Source organism: Aeoliella mucimassa (genome assembly GCF_007748035.1).
In the GTDB taxonomy this organism is placed as follows: domain Bacteria; phylum Planctomycetota; class Planctomycetia; order Pirellulales; family Lacipirellulaceae; genus Aeoliella; species Aeoliella mucimassa.
The window spans coordinates 3,533,507-3,547,709 of record NZ_CP036278.1 but is presented as its reverse complement, the minus strand read 5'-3'; the positions used below and the strand labels follow the sequence as shown (position 1 = coordinate 3,547,709).

The window sequence follows — 14,203 nt, the reverse complement described above, 5'->3', positions numbered from 1 at the left end:
ATCGCTTTCGCCTCCTGCAGTCGGTGGCAAAGATTGTGGTAGTGGTTGTCACCCAGGAGCAACAAGTTCTAGTATGTGCACGCTGATCGCCTGGAATGTGCTTTTCTGCACACTCGCCTGTATTGCTTGTCTAGCTGGAAAGTCTGCGGCAATCCGAGCTTCCTGGCATCCTGGCCAGTGATGAGAGCAACATATGGCTGAGACTCCCAGGTAGCTCGCGAATATGTGGGAACGGTGATGTGTTGCCTTGATCTCACTCTCTCACAGCGGGCAACTCGCCTGCAAAAATGAAGAATCGATGAATTAGCCTTTTCTTTTTAGTTCTTCCGTACGAACTGTCTCTGTGATGGCAATTGAAGGTGCGAGTGGGATGTTCATCATTGGTTTAGGCTACTGCTGGTTGGTCTGAGTTACCTGGCGGAATTTAGGGCCACCTCGCATACCTACACGGTTAGGAGAAGGCACAGTGTTAAGAGTCTGTTTGATATTGATTCTGAGTGTGTTTGCTGGTGCGGCTCGTGCGCAAACTGTATTCAATTTTGACGACGGCACACTACAGGGGTGGACAAATAACCTCCCGGACGGAGCTTCTGGCGAAGATTTCGCAACTTGGAACTCTGCTCTCGATACCAATGGTGGTCGCACAGTTGCATACTCAGGCAATTATCTTGTCCTTGAAGGCGATTATGGGAATCGTGATGCCAGCGATATTAATGTGAAAGTACTGAGTTCTCCAATAATCGACCTTCAAAACTCTTTTGGAGTTTCTGTCTGGACGCTAGGCGGCACGGGAGCGGTGGATACCCCTACTTGGAGCAATTATGATTCGCTACCGACTGTAGCGGGCGAAGACTTCATGGGAATTGCCTTGCGTCGCGTAAGTGATGGCGAGTATTTGCTTTTTGACAATAGATCAGCTTCAGGGCAATCCGATCGATCGGTGAACTGGCTCGAGCTTGGATGGGACGCCAGCACCGTTCGGGATGCCACAGCCAGCGATAGTCCCAACGAGACGTACCAGATTGATTTAATCGATACTTATTCAGGAGGGTGGGGCTGGATTGCCATGGATGAAGCAACCATCACCGAGCTTGCCGGTCCCACGTTGCAGATTAGTCGCCTTGACGGGACAGTTCGGCTGGTCAATGGCACCGAGCCCACACAGATGCTGGCCTACGACTTGTATTCGCCAGCCGGTGCTTTCAACACTTCAGGCTGGACTCCAATTGCTGGCAATTATGACGCACAGCCTGCGGGGAATGGATCGGTAGACGTTGACAACACTTGGACAATTACCTCTGGCACCCCGATCAACCTGGCAGAGGCGGAATTCGACCCGAATGGTGGCGTAGGAGCGCCTTTGGCTGCTGGTCAGCCTGTCGTTCTTGGCGCAGCGTGGACTCCCTCGCCATACGAAGATGTCGAAGCCGACATTCTGTTGGCAGACGGAACCATTTTGCCAGTCATTGTGGAGTATATCGATGGCGTCGCGCTAGAGTTTGGAGACCTGACTGGCGATGGCAATATAAGCAGCGCTGATTGGTCCGCTTTTAAGCAGCAGCAGTTCTCCAGCCTCGACGGACTCAGTCTGGTGCAGGCCTATCAGGCAGCAGACTTAAATTTTAATGGAGTGCATGATTTGGGAGACTTCGCCCAGTTCCGTCAGATTTACGATCAAGCAAACGGTGCTGGTGCATTTGAAGCTTTGGCAGCCTCGAGTAAGTCGGTCCCGGAGCCTGCAGCCTGGCTGCTCGTCTGTTGCGGTTGTGCTGTTTCGGCGGCGTTTTCTCGGAAGGCTCGGCGATTATTTTACTGCTTGACGTTGGTATTTGTTTGCCGGGCGGGCCGTTCCTATGCAGATGATGTGCGCTTTGGCTTTGACGATGGCAGTCTGCAGGGGTGGACGATGACGATGTCATCGAGTACTGGTTCCGGGGCTGCTAATTTCGCTGCCTGGGATACCAGTGCCGACACCAACGGTGGACGTACTGTGGCAGCCTCGCCCTACCATATGGTGGTATCTGTTACGGACGGTGGGAGCTTTCTCGACGCCCGCGACAACGCTCACGACACGTTGGTAGTAACATCGCCTCAGTTTGGAATCAGCGGCAGTTCATCGATCTCGCTGCAGTTACTGGGGGGCGTCGGTGGTGATGATGGCATACCGGCCAATCTTGGCAGCCTCCAGTCAAGTGCCACTGAATCGGGCTTCATGGGTGTTGCTCTGCGACGGACGAGTGATAACGCCTACCTGCTCACCGGCAGTCGAGTTTCAAATGGCCAAAGCAACAATAGCGGCTGGCAGGGAGTGAACTGGGATGCGGCTGCGATAGCAGCAGCTACCAGTGGAGACTCACCTAACGAGACCTATGTTATTGACCTGGTGGATACTTTCGTTGGTGGCTGGGGCTGGATCACTATGGATTCGGTGGAGGTGAATAACTCTAACTTCGTGCTCGACGATACAAAGGTGTTTGGCATTAATGTCGACACCACGACGGGAAGCATCACATTGTTTAACAACTCATCGGCTGCTGTAGCTATTACGGGCTATGAAATCCTCAGCTCAGCGGAGAGTCTCGATGCCGATGCGTGGTTTAGCTTCGCCGACAATCCTGCGCTTCCGACTGGGGGTGGCGATGGCAACGGATGGGAAGAGAACCCAACAAGCGGAGCGGGGCAATTGACTGAGTGGTACTTGGGCGATGGCACTGGCGCTGGGGCCGAGTATGTGCTCGCGGCAGGCCAGTCCATTGGCATTGGCAATGCGTACGATACGACGGTTGACGTCCATGACTTGCAGTTTTCCTTTAGCACTGCCGACGGTTTGGTATTCGCGGCTAGCGTTTTCTACGACGGAGTGCTGCCCGAACAACCGAAGCTCTTGGGTGATTACAACGGGGATGGCATAGTTAACCTGGCCGACTACACCGTGTGGCGAGACAACCTTGGATCCACCACAGTCCTGGCAGCCGATGGAAATGGAAACGACGTCATCGACGCCGGTGACTATACTGTGTGGAAAGGCAACTTTGGTAAGTTGAATAACAGTCCTGTGCAGGGTAGTGTGGCAAATCAGGCTGTTCCCGAGCCCGCTGCCTGGGGCATTCTACTTGTAGCTGGGGCAGCGGTTCTCGTCATTAACCGCAAACGGGGCATTAAGGCTCCCCGGCTAGCAGTGTTGATCCTTGTTGGATTGCTGGTTGCAGCACGGGCCGTTTCGGCGAGTGAGCTCGATCGGCACTACAAATTTGGAGACGATGGCCAGGAGAAAGCTAGCGTTAACATCACAGCGGGTAGTGGCATTGGCAACGTCACTTCCGGATCGACTCTGGATTCTATAGGCCCTAGCGGCGCCTACCTCGATCTTAAGGTGCAAGGTAATCCGAGCTACATCGACGTCTCCGTGACATCTTCAGGTCTATCGCAGGTACGCCCCGCTGCTACAAGTGACAGCCTCGGCATTCGCTTTGATGGTACTGGCGACTTTCTTTATACCAGTTCGCTGAATGCTCCATCGAATTCACTGAGCGATTCTTCAATGGGAGGTCCTCTCGACTACTCTGGTATCACGAACCGAGGCATGCAGCTATGGATCTATCCCGATTCGTCCAATACAAATTCTTGGCAAGACGTTGTACTTGACAGCAACCAGCATGGCATCCGCATCAGTGATGAGGGCACCTGGGTTATGCGTTACAATGGTACGGATGTCGACTCTGGCGTAAGCGTTGATTTCGACAACTGGAGCCACGTGATGGTAGTCCGGCCCTACGGTTCCAGCGGCAGCGACTCCGGCAGCCGAATGTATGTGAACGGGGTGGCCGTAGCAGCCCGGCCTGGCGGATATGATAGTGACGACCCCACTGTGTTGACAGTTGGAGCCAGCACCGCGGACGGTTTCGATACCGTCATCGGCCAGGAGAATCAGTTCGTTGGGGTACTGGACGATCTGCAGATGTTCGTTTTAGGCGAGTCGATAAACTCCCAACGGGACTACGGCCAGTTCGACTTACTCTCCGACAACGCATTTGCAGTCGAACTTTCAATTTCAGGGCTGACCGGAATTGCAGGCGACGTCAACCAAGACTCCGTCGTCGATCAGCAAGATGTGGCTGCACTTGTTGCCGGATATCGCAGTGTAAACGTGGTGGATGGTATTGTGGTTGGTGATATCACCACTCTCACTCACGGAGATCTGAATCTCGATGGCCGCGTTTACTTGGATGACGTGTTCATTCTTCATCAGGCTCTACTAGATTCGGGTGCCGCAGGTTTCGACTTCGGTTTGCTGGGCGATAGTACCTCAGTTCCTGAACCGACTGGTATTGCAATTCTGACGCTGCTGGCTGGTTCGATCTGTCTGAGTCGCAGCGTAAAAGGGCGTCGAAACTCGCTATCTCAGTACTGTGAGAGCCATGACATTTAATTACTCCACAATAGTTATCAAGTTGTTGGTGGTTTCCTCGCTACTTGGCTCCGTTGGGTGCAGTGAGCGCCCGACTGGGAGTTCAAAGCCCACCTGGAGGCCTCATGAAATGGCAACCGAGATATTCGAGCGGCTGGATCGGGATGGTGACGAAGTATTGTCCGAAGCCGATCTAAAAGCGTCGCCCAGCGTCGCCGTAGTTGTACCTTTGGCGGATTCTAACGGCGACGGACAACTTGATAGGGAAGAACTCTCTGCAAGATTTGAACAATACCTAACAAGCAATCTAGGTTTGGCACAAGTCAGACTCAAATTTACTTGTAATGGGCGCCCGCTGCCGCGAGTCAAGGTGACATTAACCCCCGGTGTCGCCTTGGAGCACACCCTCACAGCGGCGACCGCAATCACCAACGATGAGGGGGTCTGCTACCCAAAAATAAGTGGATCGGACATCCCCTGTGTACTGGTAGGTCAATATACCGTCTCGGTGCTGTCGGATGAGATTGATTTACCTGCCAAATATAACCAGTCCACACAGCTTGGTCTGGAAGTATTTCCCGACTCCGAAAGAGCAGAAGACAGCTGCACCTACGAGTTTAGCCTCTCCACACGATAACCCCCGCCTACAAGGAATCCCGATTGCAAATGGTGAATACACAAGCTATGTCCCTTAAAAAAGCATTTACGCTGGTTGAGCTGTTGGTCGTAATTGCAATTATTGGTATTCTGGTTGCCCTGCTTCTGCCAGCAGTTCAGGCGGCACGCGAAGCGGCCCGCCGATCGCAGTGCCAGAACAACCTTAAGCAAATAGGCTTGGGCGTGCTCAATCACGAATCTGCCCATCGTCACCTGCCCACTTCTGGGTGGGGGTGGCGCTGGCACGGTGACCCGAATTCTGGCTACGGTGAGAAGCAACCGGGGGGCTGGGGATTCACCATACTTCCTTATATTGAACAGACGGCGCTGCATGACCTTGGAATGTCGTTGTCGGGGAATGCCAAAGACCTGGCGCTCAAGGAAATGGTCGAAACGCCGATCACAATCTACAACTGTCCCTCTCGCCGCACCTACCGCCAATACCCCGTCGACCGAAACAGCTATCTCGCCTACAACATTCGCTCCTGCACTGAAGGCGATTGCATGGTGTCACGAACCGACTATCGTGCCAATGCTGGTTCCATCAACGCCTACACCTACACCGAAGGTCCCAGTTCCGAGTCGGGCATCGACACTCATACCAAGAACTTCAACTACAAGTTCAACGGTGTAAGCTATTACCGTAGCGAAGTCCGACTCGCCCAGATCACCGATGGAACGAGTAAGACCATCTTTGTCGGTGAGAAGTACATCGACGCCGATCACTATGACACGGGGGCGGTCAGAAACGACGATCAAACACCATTCGTTGGATACGACCGCGACATTTGCGGTTTCACAGCCGATGGTTCGGATATAGAGTCGTTGTTGCCCCAGCGAGACCGTGCCGGCCTAACGCTCGAGTGGCACTTTGGCAGTGCTCACTCTGCAGCCTTCTATGTTGTTAACTGCGATGGTTCTGTCCAAGCCCTCGAATACGAAATAGACGGTGATGTATTTCGAAAGCTAGGCGGACGCAACGACGACGGCGATGAACTCTACAAACCCCCTACACCACGGTAGGTGGTCAATCTGTGTTAGACGATGTACTCTTTTTTCTTCAGAGAGGTGACCTAATGATAGTTCGGATGTTCCTAGGAGTACTCATCGCGGTCACGTCGATTTCCGTCGACGCCGCGACAATCAGCTTTAACTTCGACGATGGTACCCTGCAGGGGTGGACTAACAATGTACCTGTGGGAACTTTGGGCGAAGACTATGTGGCTTGGGATACGGTGGCGGACACTAACAGTGGCCGTACTGTCGCTTATTCGAGCGACTACATGCTCTTGGAAGCTGAATATGGAACTCGCGATGCTGGCGATACGGCTATCAAAGTGGTGAGTTCTCCAGTGATCGACACCGATATGCCATTTAGCGTCTCTGCGTGGACTCTTGGCGGTACTGGGGCAATCGAAACCCCAAGCTGGACGGATAACTCGTCGCTTCCCACTGCCGCCTCAGGCAGCGATTTTATGGGAATCGCGCTCCGCCGAGTAAGCGATGGACATTACTTGCTTTTTGATCGTCGCTCTGGATCTGGGCAGTCCAATCACTCGTTAAACTGGCTCGAACTGGGATGGGATGAGAGTGTCGTAGCTTCAGCCATTGCTTTAGACAGCCCCGACGAGACCTACCAGATCGACCTGATAGACGCGTATTCTGGCGGCTGGGGGTGGATAGGAGTGGACGAGGTGACCATCAATGTAGTGCCCGAGCCCTCCTCGATAGCGTTAGTTGTCTTGATGATCGGTCTGGGGCTTATTGCGTGTCGCCCGCTCGCCCGCAATCGCTATAAACAACATTCAAATGCTAGCACTGACTGAGTCGCCGGGCAGCGAGATGAGGCAATCACCCCCATAGGAAACTACGGGGGTGATTACATATACCGAGGTAGTAAGTTCATCAACAAGTTGAGTCACATCAGAATCGGACATTTACTGTGAAAAGCTTCCCGTCGAAGGTGAAACTTAGTACTACTGGGCACAGAAGTTGATTCTGCTTTCATCTTGAATAGGAGCGCACTAGCATTGTTTGCACGTAATTCAGAAGAGACAACAGCTTCGAGGGATTTAAACTTCGTGAAGCATTGGGTCAACATCTATCCACGGCTGCGGACCTATGTGATTGCCCTGCTGCAGGATGTAAACGATGCCGAAGACATTCTTCAGGAAGTCAGTTTGGAGGCCATCAAGAGTTACTCAAGCTTCGACCCAAGCCGTTGCTTCCAGAAATGGTTGTTTGGAATCGCTCGCAACCGAGTACGCCGCTACTATCGCAGCAAAAAACAGAATAGCAATTTGATTTTCGATACCGACACGATGTTATTGCTCGAGGCCGGAGTGGAACACAGCCAAGATCAGTTGGAAGCTCAGCGACAAGCTTTACGGACCTGCATCAGGCGACTCTCGCAACATTCGCGCTATCTTCTCAGCCTTCGCTATACTCAAAACAGATCAGCCGAATCGATTGCCGCCGATTATTCTTGTAATGCTAACACGGTCTATCAGCGACTTACTCGTATACGAGCTAAACTACGGGCATGCGCTCACCGTTACTTTGAACAGCAGGGGGCATGACGCCATGTGTTCTCCAGAAGAACTGTTTTCGGCTCGCCTCGATGGTCGCCAACTCTCCGACGAGGAAGCAATCGAAGTGCGGAAATGGATCGCGGCTGACGTTCGCAATGCAGCCCGAGCTGTCGAGCTATCCAATCTTCATAGCCTCCTGGACGAGTCGTTAAGCATACTCTCAATTGGCATGTCCGATGTGCTTCCCGAGCAGGAGGCTAAGCAACTGCTTGACAAGGCACTCCAAGGGATGGAGTTGGTCAAGTCAAGGCAGGCCAAGGCTAGCCCTGTCGGACTGACTTCCTATACTATCACCTGGATCTCATTGGCGGTGGCTGCGTCACTACTGTTGGTCGTTGGATCCCTTCTCTATTACAGCGACGATCCGCAACTCGCCAGCAATGATACAGCAACAACCCCGCTTGCCCCCCCCGCTCCTATCGAAGCTCGCACTTATTCGCCGTCCGAAGGAACGGCCATAATTGAAAATCAACAGGTAGATGATCCTGATGTTTCGCCCATTGCCTTGATTGATACCCGTATCGGCGATATCTGGGATTCATCTCCACCAATCCAAGGAACAGGGGTTCTTTCCGGGACGGTTTATCAATTGCAGAAAGGTTTGGTGCGAGTGCGAATGCCTTCCGGCACCACTGTCGTCTGTGAAGCTCCATGCGTTTTTTCCTTTGCCGACACAGAACACTTGAATTTAATGAACGGTAGAGTTGCTATTGAGACAAGTCAGGCACACGATATCACCGTGCATACTCCGGAGGAGACAATTAGAGATATTGGCACAGAGTTTGGTGTTGGACTCGGACCTGATCGCCGCCTCGTGGTCGCCGTATATAATGGTGAGGTGGTCGTCGGCGATGAGGGGGAAAAACAGGTCAGACTGCCCAGGGGAATGGTTGGTGACTTTGCCACCGGCACGGTTAAATCACATACCGCTAGTCGAACTATATCGGACGACCGCCAATTCGTTCGCGACAGTGAAATCGAACTGATCGAAGAAGCGCGTCACGGTTCTCAAGAAGCTGCTCAACTGCTTGAGTGGTACCGACGGCGGCGAATTGGCGGTCTGGTTGCCCATGCCACGTTTAGTAATCCTGTCCGGGGACATCTCACGAGCGTAGGAATGCATCCACCTCGTGCCGATGGCGATGTCAGGATGAACTACAAGCGAAATGTCGAGGGAGTTTACATAGGATCAGGGGGGGCGGTTTTTCTGGATGTGATGATCGCTAAAGGGGGACGTGCTGCTTCAACTGGATTGCTAAATCCTAGCGAACTTGTTGGTGCTGACGCGACTGAAATGTGGCTCACTTGGAAAACTCAGTCACTGAGCCCTATGACTGGGCGGTTCGCCGGCCTTTCGTTGATGTATGGTGATGTGGACCGCAATGAGGAGTCGGTGATTTTTGGTGCCACCGATGATTCTGATAAGTTTGTGATTGCTACCTATATCGGTTCGAAAAGGGAGCGTCACCTGTTTTCTAAGAGCACCCAGAGTCAATCTTTCCAGTCGGGCACCATTGACCAGGGCGTGCATACTTGGGTTGTTTGCATCTCGTTTCAAGAAGGCAATGACCGCATTCGCACTTGGCTCGATTGTCCATTGGACCGGGTTGATGTGACGCCTCCGAGTATGGATGTCACCGCCAATGATGTTCAATTCGACCGTATCCGATTGGCCAATGCAAAGGACGCCCCCGCATGGTTCTATGCGGACGTGGTCTTGGCACGCTCACTTGATTCAATCAAAGAGTGCTTGATTCCTCCAGAACCTCCTGCTCCAGCTATCTCGCACTGAGTTCGGGGTAGTCTACCAGGCCTCAAAGGTGATCACTTATCGAAACTCCAACCCCAAACAACGATCTGAATCGATGCTGAAACAAGTTGTCCTTGACGGTCGGGTGCTTATGGTTGTGCCCCAAGTCTCTCGTATTGTTCTCCTGCTAACCACCTTCGGCCTTGCAGGGTGTCTACCCACTGCATCAGGAGTGGAGATTGATACTCTGGAGATCTTTGATCGAGTCGGCGATGGTTATGTGATGGTGGCTGCTCACCGCGGCGGTTACATCGCTAACGGCTCTGTGATGTATCCTGAAAATTCGTTGGCTGCCATTCAAAACTCAATCCGGCTTGGCGTCGACATTGTAGAAATCGACATCCGCATGACCGCAGATGGCGGACTTGTAGCCATGCATGATACCAGTGTTAACCGCACGACTACGGGAAGTGGCAATGTCTCGTCGTTAACGTTGGAACAGGTATTCAATCTGCGTTTATTAGGTCCAGATGGCGAGGCTAGCAATGAGCTAGTGCCTACCTTGGAGCAAGTGATGCGGGCAGCGAATGGGCACGTGATGGTTAATCTAGACAAGGTGGACATCACGAATGCGGAGCTAATGGCGCGCGTGATGAACGTGCTTCGCGACACCGGCACAGTGGACCATGCTATTTTTAAAGGGGGAGCGACGCCTGAGCAAGTCGCGGCAGTTCGACAGCAATATCCGGACGACACCATCATCTATATGCCGATCGTCAGCAACCGGAATGAGGCCTCACTGCTATCCACCTTAAACAGTCATACTCCGCCCGCTGTGGAGATTATCTTTAGCAACGATGAAACATCGATGCTCAGCAAAACTATACTAAGCACTGCCGAGCAACTCGATACGCACCTCTGGATTAACTCACTTTGGGCAAGCTTGGATGGGGGACACCACGACGCCATCGCAATTGATGGAGATGCCGATGGATCATGGGGATGGCTCGTTGATAAGGGGGCAACCATCATTCAAACGGACAACTCTGCTCAACTGTTGAAGTACCTAGAGAAGAATGGTCTGCGAGAATACCAGCATCGTCCCGTTATCGATGTACTGGGAGACTTCAATGGTGATGGCGTTGTGAATTTATTAGATTGGGATCCTTTCGTCGCTCACCAACGGACCGAGTTGTCACACCTCTCTTCTGACGAAGCGATGCGAGCTGGTGATCTCAATGGCAATGGCCTACATGATCTTGGCGACTTCGCCAAGTTTCGCTGCTTGCTGGAAGCCGCCTCACAGCATGCAGCCTTCCGGAGTGAATCTACGGATGCAACTGCCGTGCCCGAACCCTCGAGTTGGTCTTTGCTGTTCTGCATCACTTGTTATCTTTCGATGGCATTGTGCCACATGCGGTTGTTCGATCCTGTCAGCAAGTAGTCGGGCATGGTTCGAGTGTTGAAAGGGGGATTTTTCTTCTGTCAGGCAGCTGGAAAATGTCGTCTTGATGCCTAAGCGATAAAGTCGACCGTGCGATTGCAGCAGTACTCAAGCTGATCACACGGACAAAAGATTCCAGGGGACTGGAGTTATCAAAGACGTAACCGCTCAAGCCACATTCATAGCACTGTCCCAGCAGGGATACTTCTCCCCTATTGGCATTGAGCCGATCTCACAAGCAGTCAGGATCCTTGAGGTTTGTCAACTGAGCACACCAACGATGTAATTGTCGTTCGGCTGCGGAATAAGATCCGATTTAACTTCTACGACGCATGATCTGGCTGAGGTTGGACCAGTTTCAGCGAGTTAGCGGTCTGACCGAGCCGCAGAGTTGGCTGGCCGGCGTCAACACCTCTGCGGCTATTCTGGGAAGCGCCCCGCCGGCAAAGTTCTATGCCTGCCGGAATTTCCTTCGACAGCAGGGACACTCACCGTCAAAGCCATGCACCAGTGCGGTGAACGCCGTTGGCTGGGGCTGCGATATGATCGCTTTGAACGCGAGTGGGCCCGGTGGGCATAGTGCCGGTAGGTGACGCCACCGACTGAATGCCCGAGAATCTCGATCGAAGATTAAGGCATGTGCTCGTCGTAGTACGTCGTACAGGTCTTCCTCAGGTCCTTCAGGACCCAGAGCTTCTCTTCGCCCGTCTCGACATCGTGTTTCGGCTTGACGCCCGCCAGGGTACAGAGTCGTTGAAACTGCTCGTTTGGGCGAGAACTGCCGCAGTCGAATACTGACTGCCCCGGCTGGAGCACCTCCGGGCGAAGGCTCTTGAGATGCACGTTCACCACTTGGTTCATCGGTCGATAGAACTGCTTCTTCGTTTTTACACGTCGGTAGTAGAGCCAGCCGTAGCGAGAGTCTTTGCCTTGGCCGTTCGGTGGCTCGGGGCGCCACAGGATGGGATCGTGGAAGGCCGCGGTATTAAATACCGTTCCAGTGTCGACACCATAGTTGAAGAAAAAGCCAGGGCGGCTCGCCAGTAATGGCCGACTGTCAGCGTTTGCTTCCAACCCCGCGGCCGCTCAAGCTCGTACGTCGCAAAGTAAAGAGCATTTAGATCGGCGTCGTAAGATAATGACGTCCGGCGACGTTACGCTGCGGCTTCGGCTTTGGGAATCTCGGCAGCTTCTCCAGATAGTCCTGCTCCCAGGCCCATGACAGGATCACCCGCAAGTTCTCGCGGGACTTGTTGGCCGCGCGTCCGGCATTCGATCCGCCGTTTGCGGTTGCCTTCTCGTGGACCCAGTCGAGGAATTCTCGCAGGTGGCTCCTGCCGATCTGATCGACATCGACTCCTTTGCCCCAGGAGGCCCACTTGGTGACGGTGCCCCGGTACTCCTTGCAGGTGCCGGACGAGAGCTTCTTGGCGGCCAGGTATTTGGCGGCGACGGGTTCAAAGCTGTGAGACATGGTGACAGCTCCAGACCGTCGGCACATGCTTCCTTCTTGGCTCCGCCAGCCGATGGCCAAAATCGGCCTCCTGCTGAACCTCCTGTCACTCTGGGGTGACGTCAGGCAGCTGACGCCAGCTGCACAGATGACCCCATTTTAGTCTGGGAAAAGTGCAAAGTGTGCGAGTTGGCGACCGGGTGAACTTGCTGAGACCGATGCAACCTCAATCAATTAGCGAGTTGTTGAAATGAGCGAATTGGGATCCAACGCCAGCGGTCGTGACGAGCCTCGTGAGAGTGCGTTGGCGCCGCTTTCACATGCAAAATGTTCGATTCTTATGAAATCGACCATTGAGGCAGGAACCATCGCAACCCTTGCGGCCACATGTATTGGCATCGATAATACAGCCATAGTAAATTGGATACGTATACGCTATCCCGTTCCCGGGAGATCAAGTGCAGGCTGGCGGCGTTAGCCAGGGCACTTCATCAATCAAGTTGATGTGTGGTGTGTTCGGGGGGGCCATCAGGCCCTGTGAACTAAGGGCTCGCCTCTGTTTGAATTCGGTCGGGCTGTGAGATCGATGCTCTTGTGCAGTAGCACGAAGCTGATCAATAGACGGCTCGCACTACCGAAAGCGAGAGAGGGGCGGGCGGTTGCCCGCCTAACGCACAAAGAAAACATGAGGCGCCGAAGAAAGCGTCCGTCGATTCTTCCCTTGCAGCAGTAAAGGAACTCGAAGCGTTTCTCGCATCGCCTTTGGCAAAGCAACGCGATAGCAGCGGTGCTGCGAACTACTCGACCTCAAAGAGTGAATCAATCGTACTGGCCGCGTTTTGCAAAAGTCTGCAATACCCCCCAATATCCAACTAGGGCAAGCGAATTACCTATAACGCGCGTGTAGATTCTGCTACTTCCAGGAGTTAAAGCATGAGTACACCGTTGGCCTCAACAGAAACTCCAGATCCCACGAACAAGGGGCAGCGTCTGCTTCCCAAGTTGTCCCTACGCGGGATGATTGCTGCGACAGCATTCATAACGATGGGGCTGGCCTTGTTCGTGCAGCACCAACATTTGACACAGGCACAGGCGTCTTTGTCTCGATATGAAACTACGCACGTGCCCACGGCAGTTCCTCGTGGTCAGTTCCGCGTGATCGCACAGTCCGTTTTGGATACCGATCGTGTGAAGCTAATGGCGTATCGGGTCGAAAGTGTCGATGAGCATTTTGCGACGCTAAGGGATGGTCACGGAGACCGCAACGGCTGCCATTCCGAATACGACCCCAATACCAATCTCCACGTTACCGAAGTAACCGTGTTAGTCGATCACGTTGATTCGCGTCAATGTGTGATGATGTTGCCCAAGGTTGGAGGCGCGCACGGACACATAGTTGCGACTGTAGGAGATAGCTACACACTCGATGATGACCTAACCATTCATGATGTTGGTGGCGTATATAACCGTGCCGAGAGCGTGAACCTGTATCAGTGGGACGGGAAATCGTATTCCTTATCCCTGAAATAGATGAAGCTATAGTTCTGGATGCTCGACCGGAGCTGCAGCTCCACTTCTGTCACAATGAAGCTCTGATTGTCCGCAGTCGAGCGCCATTCAAACGGAGAGCTCACACCGTCTCGCTGAAGTACATAGCGTTCGCTAGTAAGTATGCACTAATGAACAATAATGAGAGAATCTGGTACATTACAGCGATCGCAGCATTGTATCTTGTGCTGTGTTCCATATCACTTGTGCGTTACGCCGCGATTGACATTCGCGGTGATGCAGGCACCGTGTCTGCCGTGCCCCAACTGCTTTGCTTGGGAATGGCGCTATCCGCAGGGGCATATTTCATCAGACCGCAACTGGGACACAAGGGACTGATCCTTTTCACCGT

The 14,203-nt window shown here is 53.1% G+C and carries 10 protein-coding genes; 8 read left to right on the top strand and 2 right to left on the bottom strand.

The window, feature by feature from the left end; all coding sequences use genetic code 11:
* Nucleotides 1-499 precede the first annotated feature (499 nt).
* The 7 genes from Pan181_RS14005 to Pan181_RS13975 all read left to right on the top strand — a co-directional run bounded on the left by Pan181_RS14005 (nt 500) and on the right by Pan181_RS13975 (nt 10,850).
* Nucleotides 500-4,429, top strand: coding sequence for a hypothetical protein (locus tag Pan181_RS14005; protein WP_145247414.1), 3,930 nt, complete (start codon nt 500-502; stop codon nt 4,427-4,429).
* A gap of 109 nt (nt 4,430-4,538) precedes the next feature.
* Nucleotides 4,539-5,045: an EF-hand domain-containing protein gene (locus tag Pan181_RS14000; protein ID WP_145247413.1), complete on the top strand. Its 507-nt coding sequence runs from the start codon at nt 4,539-4,541 to the stop codon at nt 5,043-5,045.
* 29 nt (nt 5,046-5,074) lie between these two features.
* On the top strand, nt 5,075-6,088 hold the full coding sequence (locus Pan181_RS13995) for a DUF1559 domain-containing protein (protein WP_145247412.1): 1,014 nt from the start codon (nt 5,075-5,077) through the stop codon (nt 6,086-6,088).
* A gap of 53 nt (nt 6,089-6,141) precedes the next feature.
* Complete coding sequence (locus Pan181_RS13990; protein ID WP_145247411.1) at nt 6,142-6,891, top strand: PEP-CTERM sorting domain-containing protein; 750 nt, start codon at nt 6,142-6,144, stop codon at nt 6,889-6,891.
* Nucleotides 6,892-7,095: 204 nt separating this feature from the next.
* Entirely contained in the window at nt 7,096-7,644 is a 549-nt protein-coding gene (locus tag Pan181_RS13985) for a sigma-70 family RNA polymerase sigma factor (RefSeq protein ID WP_197528353.1), read from the top strand.
* 4 nt (nt 7,645-7,648) lie between these two features.
* Nucleotides 7,649-9,448 (top strand): FecR domain-containing protein, encoded by a 1,800-nt coding sequence (locus Pan181_RS13980; RefSeq protein WP_197528352.1) that lies wholly within the window; start codon nt 7,649-7,651, stop codon nt 9,446-9,448.
* Between the two features lie 28 nt (nt 9,449-9,476).
* Nucleotides 9,477-10,850 (top strand): glycerophosphodiester phosphodiesterase family protein, encoded by a 1,374-nt coding sequence (locus Pan181_RS13975; protein WP_197528351.1) that lies wholly within the window; start codon nt 9,477-9,479, stop codon nt 10,848-10,850.
* A 630-nt stretch (nt 10,851-11,480) separates the two neighbouring features.
* On the opposite strand, the gene Pan181_RS13970 is transcribed toward Pan181_RS13975, so the two are convergent.
* Nucleotides 11,481-11,924 (bottom strand): hypothetical protein, encoded by a 444-nt coding sequence (locus tag Pan181_RS13970; RefSeq protein ID WP_145247407.1) that lies wholly within the window; start codon nt 11,922-11,924, stop codon nt 11,481-11,483.
* 43 nt (nt 11,925-11,967) lie between these two features.
* Entirely contained in the window at nt 11,968-12,324 is a 357-nt protein-coding gene (locus Pan181_RS13965) for a site-specific integrase (RefSeq protein WP_197528350.1), read from the bottom strand.
* Between the two features lie 912 nt (nt 12,325-13,236).
* Between Pan181_RS13965 and Pan181_RS13960 the strand changes: the two genes are divergently transcribed.
* Entirely contained in the window at nt 13,237-13,833 is a 597-nt protein-coding gene (locus tag Pan181_RS13960) for a hypothetical protein (RefSeq protein WP_145247405.1), read from the top strand.
* Nucleotides 13,834-14,203: the final 370 nt, after the last annotated feature.

Coding starts and splice junctions, on each gene's coding strand:
- Pan181_RS13965 (WP_197528350.1), bottom strand. CDS start 12,324: ATGTCTCACAGCTTTGAACCCGTCGCCGCCAAATACCTGGCCGCCAAG.
- Pan181_RS13980 (WP_197528352.1), top strand. CDS start 7,649: ATGTGTTCTCCAGAAGAACTGTTTTCGGCTCGCCTCGATGGTCGCCAA.
- Pan181_RS14000 (WP_145247413.1), top strand. CDS start 4,539: ATGGCAACCGAGATATTCGAGCGGCTGGATCGGGATGGTGACGAAGTA.
- Pan181_RS13990 (WP_145247411.1), top strand. CDS start 6,142: ATGATAGTTCGGATGTTCCTAGGAGTACTCATCGCGGTCACGTCGATT.
- Pan181_RS13995 (WP_145247412.1), top strand. CDS start 5,075: ATGGTGAATACACAAGCTATGTCCCTTAAAAAAGCATTTACGCTGGTT.
- Pan181_RS13960 (WP_145247405.1), top strand. CDS start 13,237: ATGAGTACACCGTTGGCCTCAACAGAAACTCCAGATCCCACGAACAAG.